Origin of the sequence: Alkaliphilus flagellatus (assembly GCF_018919215.1) — a bacterium.
Taxonomy (GTDB): domain Bacteria; phylum Bacillota; class Clostridia; order Peptostreptococcales; family Natronincolaceae; genus Alkaliphilus_B; species Alkaliphilus_B flagellatus.
Genome location: NZ_JAHLQK010000003.1, coordinates 394,321 through 411,070 on the forward strand (window position 1 = coordinate 394,321; position 16,750 = coordinate 411,070).

A 16,750-nucleotide genomic window follows, 5' to 3' on the forward strand; every position below is an offset into this window, starting at 1 on the left:
TGCTTATAGTATAAGGAGGTGTAATTATGAGAGTACTTATTATAGATGATGAAAAGCTTTTAGTAAAGGGGCTAAGGAAGAGTCTAGAGCAAGAAGGTTTTCAGGTATCTGTTGCATATGATGGGCAGGAAGGGCTAGAAGTATTTAAAGAAGGAGAGTACAATTTTGTTATTTTAGATTTAATGCTACCTAGGCTTGATGGTATTTCCGTTTGTAGAAATATAAGACAATATTCTGATGTTCCCATAATTATGCTAACTGCTAAGGATGGAGATATAGACAAGATATTGGGGCTAGAACTAGGTGCTGATGATTATATGACTAAGCCCTTCAATACTAGAGAATTAATTGCACGAATTAGAGCAATTACTAGGAGACTAGAAAAAATTGAAAAAGGTCATGAAATTAAAAATAATATTTACGAATCTGGAAATTTGAAGGTAGATGTAGAGTCTAGGGTAGTATATAAAAGTGGTGTTGAAGTAGAATTAACCCCAAAAGAGTTTGATATATTAGAGTTATTAATTAGGAGAAAGGGTAGGGTTTTTTCAAGGGAAAAAATCTTTGAGCTAATTTGGAATGAACCCTGTTTAGATACACGTACTATCGATGTACATGTTAAAAATTTAAGAGAAAAACTTAAGGAGCCCGATTCAGAAAGAACTGTAATAGAAACAAAATGGGGAGTAGGATATTACTTTAGAAGGGACTGATATAAATGTTCTCATCTATTAGGCAGAAAATTATTTCTATATATGGTTTTCTAATACTTATTCCTTTAATTATTATAAATTACATGGCTATTGAAAATATTAGGCAGTCAACATTTCAAGAAATAGAAGTCAATTCTCTTAAAACTGCTAATATTATAAGTAGCATTAGTCGAGATAATATGAATAATTTAGTAAGCTTAAAGAGAATAGTAAAGCAATACTCACCTACATTAGGTGGAAGAATTATTATATTAAATATGGACAAAAGGATATTGGTAGATAGTTTTCATATTTTAGAAAATGAAATTATTAATAATAATGAAATAAGAGGGGCCCTTAATTTAGAAGAAAAGATCGGATACTATATTAAGGGAGGTACAAATATTTTGCAAGTTGCTGTCCCCATATCTACTTTGGTAGAAGGTAACCGTCAGGCAGTAGGAGCTGTGCTTGTTTCTGTAAATACAGATGATGCAATTGATCATGTTAGAGATTTTAGAATTAGATTAATAAGTATTTCCATAGTAGCAGCGGCTATAGGCATGATAATTGCAGCCCTAGCTAGTAATGAAATATCTAAACCAATAGTTTTATTTTCTCAGGCTGCAAGGAAAATTGAGCAAGGGAATCTTGGAGAGACTGTAAATATTAGCGGAAGAGACGAAATAGGAAGATTAGCGGAAAATTTCAACTTAATGAGTAGAGAACTTTATAGAATAGATAAGGGAAGAAATCAGTTTATAGGTGATGTGTCCCACGAGCTTAAAACACCACTAGCATCTGTTAAGGCATTAATTGATTCTTTGCTATATGGTGAAGATAATATAGAAACCTACCGTGAATATCTAATAGATATAGATTCTGAAGTAGACAGACTTACTAATTTAGTTGAGAAACTATTAAATTTGAGTAAAATTAAAGAGAAGGGACTGAAAAAAGTTCCAGCTTCCTTAAATGAGTTAGTTGTGGATAGTATTAAGGTAGTTAGGCCTCTAATACAATCTGCTGACATATATATTAACACTAATGTACAAAACGACCCCACTGTACTATGTGATCCAGAAAGAATAAAGGAAGTTTTAATTAATTTAATTGATAACGCTATAAAATATATTGACTCTTCTAAGTCGGAAAAGTATATTAATGTTAGTGGCAAAAAATATGATAGCTATTATTTGCTAAGTATTGAAGACAATGGTATAGGTATTAGTGAAAAGGACTTAGAATCTATTTTTGAAAAGTTTTATCGTGCAGATACTTCCCGTTCTCGCGATACTGGGGGAGCAGGTATTGGGCTGTCTATAGTAGATAATATTTTAAAGGGTCATGAATGGAAAATTACAGTAGATAGCCAATTAGGAAATGGTACAGTTTTTCAAATTAAAATTCCTAACAAATTTTTATTAGTTTCTTAATAATTTCTTTACAATTCTTAATACTGTCTTTAAAACCATATATTATAATGAAACTAACAAAGAAAACACAATAAAAAAACTAGGAGATGACGAATATGAACATAAAAAAAATAACATTATTTTTATTGGCAGTAATTATGGTATTTACATTAGCTGCATGTAATACTAAGACACCAATAGAAGATGGAAATAATACTGGAAATGGTAATACTGTAGTGGATCCAGCACCAGAAGGTGAAACAGCAACAGTAAAGCTATACTTTGCTAATCAAGAGTATATTATGAATGGTGATGAGAGTCTAGACCATACTATAGAAGTAGACAGAGAAGTAAAAATAGGTGAAAAACCTATAGAAGAAGTTATATTAGAAGAATTAAAAAAGAAACCTGAAGATGAGAAACTAACAACAGTATTAGAAAAAATTAAAGTATTAAGTGTAGAGACAGCAGAAAATATAGCTTATGTAAACTTATCTGGAGAAAATTTGAATGGAGGATCAATGGAGGAATCCCTAATACTACAACAGATAGTATTTTCTTTAACTGAACTTGAAGAAGTAGAGGGAGTACAGTTTTTAGTAGATGGAAGTAAAAGAGAAACATTAATGGGGCACATATTTATTGAAGAGCCATTGAAAAAATCAGACGTTGAAAATTAACCAAAGTGTAAAGAGGACCTAAAAGTAACTACTTTTAGGTCTTTTTTATGAAAAAATTTATAATTTAAAAGGGATTTTTAGTACAATGGTAGAAATATATTGGGATAAAGGGGGAGAAATGTATGCTTAAAAAGACAATATGTTTAATAATAGGTATTGTCCTAGTATTAAACTGTCAGCTTTCAGTTATTTATAGTGCAGAAAATCCAAGCCATGAAGAGGTTGAACAAATAATTGAGGAAGTGGCAGAAAATAAAAATATACCCGCCGTTATATTAAAGGCTATAGCATGGAAGGAGAGTAATTATAGGCAGTTTGATAAAAATGGAGATCCTTTTATTAACTATGGCAATATAGGTATTATGCAGATTAATAAAGTGCATAAAAACCTAGACCAAAATCTACTAAAAAATGATATTAAATATAATATTGAAGCAGGTGCAAATATATTGCTAGGTCGTTGGAATACTATGGGAGAAACAATACCTAATAGTGGTAATATGAATCCACAAATACTTGAAAATTGGTATTTTCCTTTATGGGCTTATAATGGGTGGGCATCTAAAAATAATCCTAATGTTAGTGGGGATAAGGCATATCAGGAAGAAATTTTTCAACTAATTAGGACACGCTATAATCAGCCGGTTACTTCTGTTGCCTCTGCTCTTTTACCACAAAAGGGGTTGCCGTCAGCAAGCCTTCATATTCAAACTCCAGAGCCTTATAACGATATGAGTATTGCCTTAAATAATAAGGAAAACTTAATTGTGGCCCAGTTAGATAAACCTATAGTAAGTCGTTCAGGTATTAAACGAGCTGTTTTTCAAGATATTGTGAATCATCCAAAAAAAGAATATATAGAAATACTCTATAAAAAGAATATAATTAGCGGTGTAGATAATAATACCTTCTGTCCAGATGATCCTATTACTCGAGAACAGGCGGCAAAGATAATTGTAGAGGCCATGGATTTAGAGTTAATATCTGAAAAGGTAGACGTAAAAGACTGGGAAAATGTATCTACTTGGGCTAAAAATTATATTTCGACTTTGTATTATAAAGATTTAATGTTAGGAGATAATGGTGTTATAAGACCGCAAGATTTTTTAACTAAGGAAGAAACTCTATTAATTTTAAATAGAGTTTCTGAGGATGATATAAAATCTGACTTAAGTTCTAAGGACTTTATTACTCGGGGAGAAATTTCAGAATGGATTGTTAAAATTATTATCAACTAATCCATCTGTAATAATAGATGCAATAACCTCTGCCATTGACATAATAAAATGAAGACGAATATTATGAATGGTAGAAACAACATCACAGCTGGCATCCTCTACTATTCCAACAATAGAAACGTCTCCTACGGCAGGAAGTTTCTTACCTACACCTTTTCCGGGGTAAAGAGAACCTTTTCTTATTATTATATTGCCAATTTCATCTTCATTTCCTAATGAGGCATCCACAGCTACTATGAAATATCCAGGATGCCTTTTCTTTATTTCTCTTAAGCTGCTAGAAATGTTAAGTGCATGAATTGGATCTTCTATTGTACCATATATAGGAAATGATGGATTTAGCTTTTTTAAAATTGTACCTGTTAATGGGCCTAGAGCATCACCTATACAGCGATCAGTGCCGACACAAAAAATAAGTAGAGGCGCTCTAATATTATTATGCAAATATTTAGAAAGCTCCTCTATTGCTGAAGGAGCCTTATAATGACCTATGCAATTTGAAGTGTTTCTGTGATATTGACTTGTTTGTATATTCAAAAGAACACCCCCTTAAATAATATATAGGGGATGTTCTTATAATATTCCAATGATAAGAAACAAAAATTTTATAATTGTTTCCATAACATCAGACAACTTACCTAGTTAAATTAGAGTATTCAACTATTAGGTCGTCAATCTGTGTACTTAATTCGTAAATTTCATTTTTAGGTCTTTCATCATCCAAATAATTTCGGAGTTTAGTCTGCAACTGTTCTATTAGTAGCTCAAGTTCTTGTATTCTGTCTTGTATTCTGTCTTGTATTCTGTCCACAAAATCACCTCGTGAGTTGTCAAAGTAGTGTAATAAAAGTATTTTATAGTTTATACTATACAAATATTATATCACGACTAAAAAGTTTAATTATTAATTTATTATTACAAAATAAATCTAATGATATTTTTTGAAATATTCATATATAATGTAAGTATGTAGGGGTGATGAAATGGAGAAAATACTTGAAATTATTACTAAAGAAATAATGGTATTATTAATCGCTGCAATGCCGTTAATGGAGCTTAAAGGGGCTATTCCTATTGGTGTATCCATGGGACTCAGTCCCATACATGCTACTATCTTAGGTATTTTAGGTAGCCTAATTCCTGTTCCTTTTTTACTTTTTTTCTTAAAGCCTATTTTTATTAGGTTAAGAAGAACAAAGTTCTTTAGAAGTTTTGTAGATAAATTAGTTAAAAGTACACTGAAAAAAAGTAAAAAAATAAAAAAATATAGTATTATTGGATTAATAATTTTTGTGGCTATACCATTACCAGGCACTGGTGTATGGACAGGTAGTTTAGCCGCAATACTGTTTAATATACGATTTAGGCATGCCTTTCCTGCTATTGCACTAGGCAATACTATTGCAGGTGCTATTATGTTTATACTTAGTTATATTATGGTAAATATTTAGAAAGAAATATATGATAGAATTTTAATAAAAAGTTTCATATATGTAAAAAAATGTTGACATATAGGCCACCTAATGCTAATATTATTTCTAGTTACAATTAAATAAAAATCTTGATGCCTTATCAAGAGCGGTGGAGGGATAGGCCCAATGAAACCCGGCAACCATAATATATTTATATGTGTGGTGCTAAATCCTACAGAATTATAATTCTGAAAGATGAGGAAAGAGCAAAGAATATAGCCTCTTTCTGTTGAATGAGGTTTTTTTATTTTTTAATTTCACCATCTAAGGTATCAAAATGCAATTTTTATTGCTTAAGTGGGAAATAATAAAATGAAGAAGAACTAAGGAGGTTTTTTTAGTGATAAAAAGATTATTTACTTCAGAGTCAGTAACTGAAGGACATCCAGATAAAATATGCGACCAAATTTCCGATTCTATATTAGATGCTATTTTAGAAAAAGATCCATCAGCTAGAGTTGCTTGCGAAACAAGTGTTTCTACAGGACTTGTACTAGTTGCCGGTGAAATATCAACAGATTGCTATGTGGATATTCCTAAAATAGTTAGAAAGACAATAGAAGAGATAGGCTACACTAGGGCAAAATATGGTTTTGACTCTGACACATGCGCAGTATTAACTGCAATAGATGAGCAATCTCCAGATATTGCAATGGGAGTTAATGAAGCATTTGAAAATAAAAAAGGTGCACAAAAGGATGAGCTAGAATCTATAGGAGCAGGAGATCAAGGTATTATGTTTGGCTTTGCTTGCAACGAAACACCAGAGCTTATGCCACTACCTATTTCATTAGCACACAAACTAGCTAAAAGATTATCTGATGTAAGAAGAAATGGTACACTAGACTATTTAAGACCAGATGGAAAAACTCAAGTAACTGTTGAGTATGATGGAGACAAGCCTGTTAGAATCGATACAATAGTTATTTCTACACAGCACAGTCCTGATGTAGATGGTAAAACTATTGAAAAAGATATGATTGAGCATGTTATCAACAAAATTGTTCCAGAAGAATTATTAGATGCAAATACAAGATATTTCATTAATCCAACTGGTCGTTTTGTTATCGGAGGACCACAAGGAGATGCTGGTTTAACAGGAAGAAAAATAATTGTTGATACATACGGAGGATATGCTCGTCATGGTGGAGGAGCTTTTTCTGGAAAAGACGCAACAAAGGTAGACCGTTCTGCTGCATATGCTGCTAGATATGTTGCTAAAAATATAGTAGCTGCAGGCTTAGCAGACAAATGTGAAATCGAATTAGCCTATGCTATTGGGGTTGCAGAACCAGTATCTATACTAGTTGAAACATTTGGCACTGGTAAAGTAGACGAGTTAAAATTAACAGAACTTGTTAAAAAGCACTTTGATTTAAGACCAGCGGCTATTATTAGAGATTTAGAACTAAGAAAGCCTGGTTATAGAAAAGTTGCTGCTTATGGACACTTTGGAAGAACAGATCTAGACCTTACATGGGAAAGAACAGATAAGGCGGATATATTAAGAAAAGAAGCAGGACTATAAGATAAATTAGATCTATTCTCGAAAAAACTGATAGTAATATAAGGAATAGATAAATAAAAGGCAAATAAAAAAAGGACAAAGAGGATGATTCCACTTTGTCCTTTTTTTATTTACTTATGTACAATCATCTTAACCGGTAATATTCGAAGGGGCCCCTTCCAAAAGGAAGGATAACTTTGTACATTGAATTTGATAAAAAAGTAGGAGCTGCTCTAAAAGGAGACAGTATAGCAAAAGAATGGATTATTGATAGACTTAAACCATTAGTAGTTTCATATAGTAAAAAATATGGTGGACAAACTGGATGGGACGAGGAGCTTTATCAGGAAGGGGCATGGCAAATATTAGAGGCTTTAAATGTCTTTGATATTAGTAAGGGAGTTCCATTCCTAGGCTTTGTTACAATCAGACTAAAGCATCATTATCAAAATAGACGTAGAAAGGAAAAAATAACTATTTCTTTAGATCAGTTTGTTGGTGAAGATGAGGGGACATCTCTACTAGATTTATTAGTAGATGAAAAGGTTTCTATAGAGTCAGATTATTTAAAAGAAGAAGAGTACAAAGCTTTAATAAGAGCCATTAATAAGCTGGATGCAAAAGAGCGAGGGATTATAGAAGACTATTATTTAAAAGGCTATATGCTGAAGGATATAGCAGAAGCAAGAAAGGTTCATTATGTTACAGTTGCAAAGGATAAAGCAAAGGCATTAGAAAAGTTAAAAAATATTTTATAAAGGTAGGCTAACATTTCCTTTCTCAAAACATGTAATAGGTGTAAGAGAAAGGAGGTGAAAAGATGCCAGTAAATATAATTAACCAAAGCTCAAGAATTAGACTTCGTTTTATTGATGGTGTAGACGGAGAAGGAAAAGAAAAGCTAGTAAGTAAAACCTACAGTAATGTTAAAGGAGATGCAGATGATAGCGATATTTATGCAGTAGCTGTAGATATGGCTAGACTTCAAACAAAGTCATTAAAAACAGTAGTTAGAACGGATGAAAAAGAATTGGTTGAATAATTGCAGGTAAAGGTAATCTGTTTTTAGATTTCAAACAGTTCTAATATAGGAAAGGGCTACCCTTTCGAAAGAGGAGGTGAAAAAATGCGAGTATTAGAATTAAGCTTTAAAAAGGAAGACGGTAAAGGAGCTAAAATAGTTGTAGCTAATGCTAGAGAAGACATAACATCTGAAGAAGTGAAAACAGTAATGGAAGGTATTATTAGCAAAAACATATTTGCTCCAAGTGGCATGAATCTTGCACAGGTAGAAGGTGCTAAGGTAATAATCACTCAGGAGCAAGATCTGAACCTTGCATAAATATAGGAATAGCCGGGGGAGAACCTCGGCTGTTCTCATCTAATAGTTAGTAAAATAAATATAAATACACGCCCATAGGGCTTCAAATATGAATATATGGAGGTTAAAAAATGAATGATATATTTGGCCAGGTTGCGAACCTAGGATTCCCAATAGTTATTTCTATTTACTTACTAATTAGGCTAGAAGGGAAAGTCGAAAGCTTAACTATTAGTATAAATGAACTAGCAAAATCAATCGATCTATTAACAGTCAAAACTCCCAAAGGAATATGATATAATAAAGAAAACTTGATTCAGATGGAGATTTAACTCCATCTGAATCATAGTCGTACTTATTTCGAGGATGTATTGCTTGATCTCCCGCCTATGAAAGCGAGAGTCTTAGCAGTGCACCGAATATAGGAGAGAGATTTGAGTAGCTGGGAGGAAAGTATAGTGGTCGAATTAGAAGGTAGATTAGTAGAGATTATATTTCAAAACGAGGCTAATGGGTACTTAGTAGGTATATTAGACTGCGAAGAGGAAGAAGTAACAATAGTCGGCTGCTTACCTGCTCTAAAAGAAGGTGAGGTAATTGCAGTAAAAGGTAAATGGATAGTTCATCCGACCTACGGCAGACAAATGGATGTTAAAGAATATCGTCATGTGCAGCCTTCAACAAAGGAAGGGATATTAAACTATCTATCCTCTGGAGTTATAAAAGGTATAGGCAAAAAAATGGCAGAACGTATAATAGACCATTTTGGAACCGATGCCTTGGAGGTTATACAATATGCTCCACAAAGACTAACGGAGGTCTCTGGAATTGGAGAAGCTAAGGCGCAAACAATAGCCGAAGCATTTGAAGAACAAAGAGAGCTAAGAGAAATTATACTTTTCCTTTCCCAGTACGGAATTAGTCCAAGTTTCGCAATTAGAATATATAAAAAATATAAAGAGATGACCATAGCCTATATACAGGAGAACCCCTATCGTCTAGCAGATGAAATTATAGGCATAGGATTTAAAAAAGCAGACCTTATCGCACGAGCTATGGGAATTTCTCCTAATTCCAAATATCGTATACATTCTGGAATTAGATATACAATTAATACATTCCATACCGAAGGGCATACTTACGCACCTAGTGACTTTTTAATAGATAGAGCAAGGGAGTTATTAGGAGTAGAAGAAGATGAAGTGGTAGAAGGAATACAGGAGATGGCCCTCAAACAAAAGATACAGCTAGAGCGGCAAGATGAAGAAATAATAGTATACTCTATGCCATATTTCTATGCAGAAACTAATACATGTAATAAGCTTATAGAGCTTTCTCAGATAACATTGGATACACTGGAAATTGATGTAGACGAAGAAATAAGCAATATAGAAAAAGAAGATGGAATATACCTTGCAGAAAATCAAAAAGAAGCTATAAGGCAGGCTATAACTAATGGAATTTTAGTGATTACAGGTGGACCCGGTACAGGTAAGACGACCACTATCAATACATTAATTAAGGTTTTTGAAAAGCTTAAAAAGAAAATAGTACTTGCTGCTCCTACTGGTAGAGCATCCAAACGTATGACAGAGGCAACGGGTAAGGAAGCTAAAACTATACATAGACTACTTGAAATGGGTTATAGCGATGAGGGTGAAGCCATGCTATTCCAAAGAAACGAAGATAATCCATTGGTTGGAGATGTAATAATTATAGATGAAGTGTCCATGGTAGATATTATGCTAATGAATAGCCTTTTAAAGGCTATTTCACGTGGAACAAGATTAATTTTTGTTGGAGATGTTGATCAGCTGCCTTCTGTTGGGGCTGGTAATGTACTAAGAGATATCATAGATAGTCAAGTAATAAAGGTAGTCCGTTTAAATGAGATTTTTAGACAGGCTGGAGAAAGCATGATCGTTGTAAATGCCCATAAAATTAATCAAGGAGATTATCCTATATTAAATCATAAGGACAAGGATTTTTACTTTATGAATCGAAGTAAGAATGATGATATTTTAAATACTATAATAGGTCTTGTTAAGGAAAGACTCCCAAAACATTACAAGTTTGACCCTATAAGAGATATTCAGGTGCTTACCCCTATGAAAAAAGGTGATGTAGGTACATTAAATTTAAATAAGGAACTACAAAATTATTTGAATCCACCCGATAAATATAAGAGAGAGAAAGAATTAAGAGAAAAAGTTTTCCGTGTAGGGGATAAGGTTATGCAAATTAAAAATAACTATACTCTAAAGTGGACAAGTCTTGATCTAGACGCAGAGGAGAAACAGGGTGAAGGAATATTCAATGGAGATATTGGCTACGTACAGTATATAAATACAGAGGAGCAAGAACTAACGGTTTTCTTTGATGATAATAGAAGTGTAGTATATAGTTTTACACAGCTAGATGAGCTAGAACTTGCCTACTCAATTACTATACACAAAAGCCAAGGAAGTGAGTTTCCAGTTGTAGTTATGCCTGTTACATGGGGACCGCCTATGCTACTTACACGTAACCTTTTATACACTGCAATAACTAGAGCCAAGTCACTTGTAGTTTTAGTAGGCACAGAGAATTATTTAAGACGTATGGTAGATAATAATAAAATTGTTGAAAGATATTCAGGATTGGGAATTAGACTAAAAAAGTTCTTTGACTTCCAAAATTCTTAAATGGAGTGGAATTTAATATGAAAATTCTACAGGTGGTAGAAGAATATGTAGATGCATTGTTAGAGCTAATATATCCATCTAAAGCGATTTGCTATATGTGCAATAACTCTATTGAAAAGGAAGCAAAATATAGTTTATGTTTGAATTGCTATAATGCCATACCTTTTATTCCAGATCACTACTGCATTAAATGTGGAATACCCCTAAGAATGATAGAAGATGGTCCAAATTGTGAAGAATGTAAGGGCAGTCATCATTATTTCCATAGAGCCATATCAGTAGTTAAATACGAGGAAGATATAAAAAAGCTAATATACAGATTTAAATATTCTAGCCAAACATACTTGGCAAGACTTATGGGATCTATGATGGCACATAAGTTAAATCAGGAAGGTACAGCGATAGATTTAATTTTGCCAGTACCATTATATAAAGGCAAGGAAAGGGAGAGAGGTTTTAACCAGGCCACCCTTTTATGTAAATATATCGCTAAAGAAACGAATATTCCAATAAATATAGATGTACTTATTAGAGTTAAAAATACTAAAGTAATGCATAACTTATCTAAAAAAGAGCGACAGGAAAATGTAAATGATGCTTTTAAAGTACTAGATGAAGGGGTAATAATGAATAAAAACATATTGCTAGTGGATGATATTTTTACTACAGGGGCCACAGTGAATGTTTGTAGTAGATTATTAACCACACATGGAGCAAAATCTGTAACGGTACTTACTTTTGCTAGAGATTAAAAAATTTGTGTAATTAAGATTCTACAATCTTTAAATTATAAGTTTTAATAAAGGTGGAGGAGGGGTTTTATGGACTTAAGAAATTGTAAAAAATGTGGTAGAGTATTTGCATATATAGCAAGTGAGGTATGTTCACGATGTGCCAATAGTGATGAAGATGATTTCAAAAAAGTAAAAGAGTATTTATATGACAATCCAGGCGCAACTATAGTTGAAGTATCAGAAGAAACGGGCGTAGATGAAAAGAAAATTCTGAGGTATTTGAGAGAAAGTAGAATTGAAATTAGAGAAGAAGATAATCTCTTATTAGATTGTGAACGGTGTGGAGCACCAATACGTTCAGGTAGATTTTGCGACCCATGTATAATTAGTATGAAGAAAGAGTTTACTGCTGTATTAAAACCTAAAGCAGAACAACCAAAGATAAGGGACCTAGGTAAACAGGATACGAAAATGTATACAGCAGAAATCAGGAAAAAATTTAAATAAATTAAATAAACTAAAGAAACATCTCAACATTACCGATAATATTAATGAGAATTAAATCGGAAAAGTTGAGGTGTTTTTTATGAAGATTTTTAATAACCCTAATGTAAATAAGGCTATGCAGATATATAATAACAAGACTACAGAAAAACTTGGGAATACAAAGGGTGTAGAAAGACCAAAGGATGAATTGCAACTTTCAGACAGAGCAAAGGAATATCAAATTGCTATGAAAGCTTTTAAAAACTTACCAGAGGTTAGAGAAGAGCTAGTTAGCGAAGTAAAGGATAATATTAAACAAGGAAACTATAACGTAACAGGCGAAGAAATAGCAGATAAAATTATAGAAAGTGTTATTGTTGATAGAAAGATATAAGAATATAAAAATCTAAAGAAAAAACTCTGTGTTAGGGGTGATAAAAATATGAAGTCTATTGATCAATTAAAGGATACCTTAATAAAAGAAACTGATCTATATACTCAAGTTCTAAAATTAGCAGAAGAAAAGACTAAGGTTATAGTTGCAGGAGATATTAAAGTATTAGAAGATATTACAAAAAAAGAACAGCAGTACATTATGAATATGGGTACCTTTGAAAAAATTAGACGATCCATTTTAACTAATATTGCTGAAGAGTTAAACGTAGAAGCTATAACTACTGTTTCTGAGTTAATTCTTTTTGTTGAAGAAGATGCTGGAAATAAAATTGATCAGCTCAGAAACAATCTATTAGAAACTATTGCCGATTTAAAGGTGGTTAATGAAGGTAATGAAAAACTTATTAACCAGAGCTTACAGTATATTAATTTTAATTTAGAAGTGCTTACCCACTCACCAGAGGATGGTAATCGATATAGTAGTAATGCTTCAGAAAATAAAGAAGTGAAGCCTATCAATTTTTTTGATATGCGAGTATAGGGGAGGTACAATATGAGATCAACATTTTCAGGTTTTAACTCTGCAAGATCAGGACTTTTTGCAGCTCAAAGAGCTATAGATATAACAGGGCATAATCTTGCAAACATTAATACAAGGGGCTATACCAGACAAAGACTAGAACAAACCGCAAGTACCCCAATGAAGCTATATGGTGGACAAGGTATGTTAGGTACAGGGGTAGATACTACTGCAATACATCAGTTAAGAAACGAATTTCTTGATTATAAATATAGAGACGAAGCTAGTGCACTAGGATTTTGGGATGCAAAGGCAGATGGGCTATCTTTTATTGAATCTATAATGAACGAACCTTCTGATACAGGTATAAGTAAGGTAATAGACCAGCTCTTCGAGTCATTTCAAGAACTTGGTAAAAATCCAGATAATATAACTACTAGAACACTAGTTAGACAAAGGGCAACTACCTTTACTAACTCAATTAATCATATGTATAATCAGCTAGAGAAGATGGCAGTAGATCTTAACTTTGATGTTAATTCTATGGTTTCTTCTATTAATACATACGGTAAGCAAATAGCTCAACTTAACGATCAAATACTTAGATCTGAAGCAGACGGCAGCAATGCCAATGATTTAAGAGATAAAAGAAACCTATTAATAGATGATTTATCTAAAATAGTAGATGTAGAGGTACTAGAGGTAGTTAATCCAGATAATCCAAAGCATAAGCAGATGGTAATAAAGGTGGCAGGAAAGCCATTGGTGTACCATAAGGAGTTTACAGGGCTTAAAACAGAAAAGATAGCAAGTAAATTTTTTAATAGCTTTGATAAACAAATAGATAATTATGAAATTAAATGGGCAGACGGTACAGCATTTGATACTGACAATATTACTGGAGAATTAAAAGCCCTGTTAGTTATGCGTGATGGTGAAGGTGGAAATGAAAAAGGGGTGCCTTACTATATAAAAGAATTGAATCGTTTTGTAAATGTGTTTGCTAATGAGATTAATAAGATACATCTTAATGGATTTGGACTGGATAAAAGTACTGGATTAGGATTTTTTACAGTAGATGGAGTAACTACTGGTGGTAAAACAATTAACGATGATATATTTACAAAGATTAACGCGTCTAATATTAAGCTAACCGTAGACTTAGAAGACGTAAACAAGATTGCTGCATCTGAACATCCAGATCTTCTTCCAAAGGATGGAACCATTATGTTAGAAATTAGTGAACTTAGGCATAAACAAAGTATGTTTCAAGAAGGAAAACCAGAAGATTTTATAAAATCTCTAATAGGAACCCTTGGAGTAGAATCAGAAGAAGCAGAAAGAAGCGCACTTAACCAATTGACCTTGCTAAGTGAAATCGAAAATAGAAGACAATCAATATCAGGAGTTTGGCAGGATGAAGAGCTTTCAAATATGGTTAAATTTCAACATGCTTACAATGCTTCAGCTAGAATGATAACAACAATAGATGAAATGCTAGATGTAGTTATAAATAAAATAGGCATAGTAGGCAGATAGGAGGGTTAAATTATGCGTGTAACTAATAATATGATGATTTCAAATATGACTCGAAATCTACAGACAAACATAAGAAGGCTTGCCAAAACAGAATTGCAGTACAATACAGGAAAAAGGATACATAAGCCTTCTGATGATCCGGTAGGGATTACAAGAAGTCTAAAGCTTACAGCAGATATAAGTGAGCTACATCAGTTTAAGAAGAATGTACAAGATGCACTATCTTGGGTAGAAAATACGGAAGATACTGTAATAGGATATACAGAAGTGCTTAAAAGACTGCGTGATCTAACAGAGCAAGCTGCAAATGGAGTTTTAACAGATGAAGAAACAAAAAAGATAAAAAGTGAAGTTGCAGAACTAAAACAACAAATTATTAGCCAAGGAAATACAGCTTATTCTGGAAACTATATTTTTTCTGGGAAAAATACGGATACTAAGCTTTTTGATGAAAACGGTAATTATACGATGGGTTTAGATGCTGCAAGACCTGGTGTAACAGATCTGCATACAATTAAATTTCAAATAGGTGTGGGTGAAACTATAAACATAAATACTTTAGGAACTTCCCTGTTTGAAATAGACCCAACGGCACCTGGAGGAGGAAATAAAGCAGGTATTATTACTCTTGTAGAAGACATAGAAGATCTTCTAGAAGATGGTAACTCAACGAAAGAGTTGACGGATAAACTAGGTGAAATCGACAAATACATAGACAAAGCCCTTACAATAAGAGGGGATATAGGTGCAAGAGTAAATAGATTAGAACTAATAGTAAACAGAATAGAAGATGATGTAATCAACCTTAGAGCACTAAAGTCCAAAATAGAAGATATAGACCAAGCAGAAACTGCCATACAACTAATGAACGAAGAAAATGTTTATAGAGCATCCTTGCAGGTTGGTGCAAGAATAATTCAGCCATCACTCTTGGATTTTTTAAGATAGATTAAAATAATTATAGATGAATAATGGCTAATATAGAAATAAAATTAGAAGATTAGACAAAAAAACATAAAAAATTTTACTTTTTACTATAAAGTTATATTAGCTTGTACCGATATATATTATGTAAGCAAATAAACTTCCTAATCTACAACGCCGGCAGTAGGTTAGAAAGTTTTAAAAATTGACCTATAGGCAAGGATGCCGAGGGCAAATATAAAATTCAAGGAGGAATAAACAATGAGAATTAATAACAACTTAATGGCAATGAACACTCACAGACAATTAGGAATCGCTAACAACGCTGGAGCAAAATCAATGGAGAAATTATCTTCAGGATACAGAATCAATAGAGCAGGAGATGACGCAGCTGGTCTATCTATCTCTGAAAAAATGAGAGGACAAATTAGAGGTCTTACTCAAGCATCAAGAAATGCTCAAGACGGTATTTCTTTAATTCAAACTGCAGAAGGTGCAATGGATGAAGTTCATGCAATGCTTCAAAGAATGAGAGAACTTGCAGTACAATCAGCTAATGATACAAATGATGTTGATGTTGATAGAGCAGCTCTTCAAGCAGAAGTAGATCAGCTGCTAACAGAAATTAACTCTGTATCAGAAAGAACAGAATTTAACGGAATGAAATTATTAGATGGAAGTTTTTCTGGAAAGATTTTTCACATAGGTGCTAATGAAGGCCAAAACATGGAAGTTACAATTGCTAAAATGGATACTTCAGCTTCAGGATTAAGTGTATCTGGACTTAGCATTGCAACTCAGTCAGGTGCAAATAGTGCAATTGAAACTGTAAATGATGCTATAAAAACTTTATCAACAAGAAGATCAGAGTTAGGAGCTATTCAAAACAGATTAGAGCATACTATTAAAAACTTAGACAATGCTGCTGAAAATCTACAAGCTGCAGAATCTAGAGTTAGAGACGTAGATATGGCTAAAGAAATGATGGAGCAAACAAGACAAAATATTTTACAACAAGCTTCTACAGCTATGCTTGCACAAGCAAACCAAGCTCCTCAAACAGTACTTCAATTATTAAGATAATTAAACAAAATCAAATTAACAAAAAGACTGGGTTTAGCCCAGTCTTTTTGCGATATTAG

20 protein-coding genes and 1 riboswitch are annotated in these 16,750 nt (G+C 32.9%); of the genes, 18 read left to right on the plus strand and 2 right to left on the minus strand.

The genetic code is table 11. The features are described from left to right. The first annotated feature begins 26 nt into the window (after positions 1-26). The 4 genes from KQI88_RS09435 to KQI88_RS09450 all read left to right on the plus strand — a co-directional run bounded on the left by KQI88_RS09435 (position 27) and on the right by KQI88_RS09450 (position 4,025). Positions 27-713 (plus strand): response regulator transcription factor, encoded by a 687-nt coding sequence (locus tag KQI88_RS09435; protein ID WP_246579219.1) that lies wholly within the window; start codon positions 27-29, stop codon positions 711-713. 5 nt (positions 714-718) lie between these two features. Next, on the plus strand, positions 719-2,128 hold the full coding sequence (locus tag KQI88_RS09440) for a sensor histidine kinase (protein WP_216416639.1): 1,410 nt from the start codon (positions 719-721) through the stop codon (positions 2,126-2,128). A 95-nt stretch (positions 2,129-2,223) separates the two neighbouring features. Beyond that, on the plus strand, positions 2,224-2,787 hold the full coding sequence (locus tag KQI88_RS09445) for a GerMN domain-containing protein (RefSeq protein WP_216416641.1): 564 nt from the start codon (positions 2,224-2,226) through the stop codon (positions 2,785-2,787). A 122-nt stretch (positions 2,788-2,909) separates the two neighbouring features. Next, on the plus strand, positions 2,910-4,025 hold the full coding sequence (locus KQI88_RS09450) for an S-layer homology domain-containing protein (protein ID WP_216416644.1): 1,116 nt from the start codon (positions 2,910-2,912) through the stop codon (positions 4,023-4,025). On the opposite strand, the gene yyaC is transcribed toward KQI88_RS09450, so the two are convergent. Both yyaC and KQI88_RS09460 read right to left on the minus strand, forming a co-directional pair. After that, positions 3,993-4,562, minus strand: a complete 570-nt coding sequence (yyaC, locus tag KQI88_RS09455; RefSeq protein WP_246579220.1) for a spore protease YyaC — start codon at positions 4,560-4,562, stop codon at positions 3,993-3,995. The two genes, KQI88_RS09450 and yyaC, sit on opposite strands and share 33 nt — an antisense overlap. 97 nt (positions 4,563-4,659) lie before the next feature. Continuing rightward, positions 4,660-4,836, minus strand: a complete 177-nt coding sequence (locus KQI88_RS09460) for a Spo0E family sporulation regulatory protein-aspartic acid phosphatase (RefSeq protein WP_216416647.1) — start codon at positions 4,834-4,836, stop codon at positions 4,660-4,662. 172 nt (positions 4,837-5,008) lie between these two features. Here KQI88_RS09460 and KQI88_RS09465 point away from each other — a divergent pair, with 172 nt between their 5' ends. From KQI88_RS09465 to KQI88_RS09530, 14 genes are all read left to right on the plus strand, one after another. After that, a complete protein-coding gene (locus KQI88_RS09465; protein WP_216416650.1) occupies positions 5,009-5,476 on the plus strand; it encodes a COG2426 family protein in 468 nt (155 codons plus the stop codon). A 115-nt stretch (positions 5,477-5,591) separates the two neighbouring features. After that, a riboswitch (SAM riboswitch) is annotated at positions 5,592-5,699 on the plus strand. 138 nt (positions 5,700-5,837) lie between these two features. Beyond that, positions 5,838-7,025: a methionine adenosyltransferase gene (gene metK, locus KQI88_RS09470; protein ID WP_216416652.1), complete on the plus strand. Its 1,188-nt coding sequence runs from the start codon at positions 5,838-5,840 to the stop codon at positions 7,023-7,025. Positions 7,026-7,201: 176 nt separating this feature from the next. Next, positions 7,202-7,762, plus strand: a complete 561-nt coding sequence (locus KQI88_RS09475; protein ID WP_216416656.1) for a sigma-70 family RNA polymerase sigma factor — start codon at positions 7,202-7,204, stop codon at positions 7,760-7,762. A 62-nt stretch (positions 7,763-7,824) separates the two neighbouring features. Continuing rightward, entirely contained in the window at positions 7,825-8,046 is a 222-nt protein-coding gene (locus KQI88_RS09480) for a DUF1659 domain-containing protein (RefSeq protein WP_216416659.1), read from the plus strand. An 84-nt stretch (positions 8,047-8,130) separates the two neighbouring features. Next, positions 8,131-8,346: a DUF2922 domain-containing protein gene (locus KQI88_RS09485; RefSeq protein ID WP_216416662.1), complete on the plus strand. Its 216-nt coding sequence runs from the start codon at positions 8,131-8,133 to the stop codon at positions 8,344-8,346. Positions 8,347-8,456: 110 nt separating this feature from the next. Further along, positions 8,457-8,621 carry a YvrJ family protein gene (locus tag KQI88_RS09490; RefSeq protein ID WP_212380739.1) on the plus strand — a complete coding sequence of 55 codons (165 nt, stop codon included), beginning with the start codon at positions 8,457-8,459 and terminating at the stop codon, positions 8,619-8,621. A 162-nt stretch (positions 8,622-8,783) separates the two neighbouring features. Further along, on the plus strand, positions 8,784-11,009 hold the full coding sequence (gene recD2, locus KQI88_RS09495) for an SF1B family DNA helicase RecD2 (RefSeq protein WP_216416665.1): 2,226 nt from the start codon (positions 8,784-8,786) through the stop codon (positions 11,007-11,009). Between the two features lie 17 nt (positions 11,010-11,026). Further along, on the plus strand, positions 11,027-11,761 hold the full coding sequence (locus tag KQI88_RS09500; RefSeq protein ID WP_216416668.1) for a ComF family protein: 735 nt from the start codon (positions 11,027-11,029) through the stop codon (positions 11,759-11,761). A 69-nt stretch (positions 11,762-11,830) separates the two neighbouring features. Further along, positions 11,831-12,250: a TIGR03826 family flagellar region protein gene (locus tag KQI88_RS09505; RefSeq protein WP_216416671.1), complete on the plus strand. Its 420-nt coding sequence runs from the start codon at positions 11,831-11,833 to the stop codon at positions 12,248-12,250. A gap of 79 nt (positions 12,251-12,329) precedes the next feature. After that, positions 12,330-12,623: a flagellar biosynthesis anti-sigma factor FlgM gene (gene flgM, locus KQI88_RS09510; protein ID WP_216416674.1), complete on the plus strand. Its 294-nt coding sequence runs from the start codon at positions 12,330-12,332 to the stop codon at positions 12,621-12,623. A gap of 48 nt (positions 12,624-12,671) precedes the next feature. Further along, positions 12,672-13,166 (plus strand): flagellar protein FlgN, encoded by a 495-nt coding sequence (locus KQI88_RS09515; RefSeq protein ID WP_216416677.1) that lies wholly within the window; start codon positions 12,672-12,674, stop codon positions 13,164-13,166. A 12-nt stretch (positions 13,167-13,178) separates the two neighbouring features. Continuing rightward, the gene (flgK, locus tag KQI88_RS09520; RefSeq protein WP_216416679.1) at positions 13,179-14,684 is read left to right on the plus strand and encodes a flagellar hook-associated protein FlgK; all 1,506 of its coding nucleotides are present in this window, start codon (positions 13,179-13,181) and stop codon (positions 14,682-14,684) included. A gap of 12 nt (positions 14,685-14,696) precedes the next feature. Then, complete coding sequence (gene flgL, locus KQI88_RS09525; RefSeq protein WP_216416681.1) at positions 14,697-15,632, plus strand: flagellar hook-associated protein FlgL; 936 nt, start codon at positions 14,697-14,699, stop codon at positions 15,630-15,632. A 237-nt stretch (positions 15,633-15,869) separates the two neighbouring features. Continuing rightward, entirely contained in the window at positions 15,870-16,691 is an 822-nt protein-coding gene (locus tag KQI88_RS09530; RefSeq protein WP_216416683.1) for a flagellin N-terminal helical domain-containing protein, read from the plus strand. The last annotated feature ends 59 nt before the right edge of the window (positions 16,692-16,750 follow it).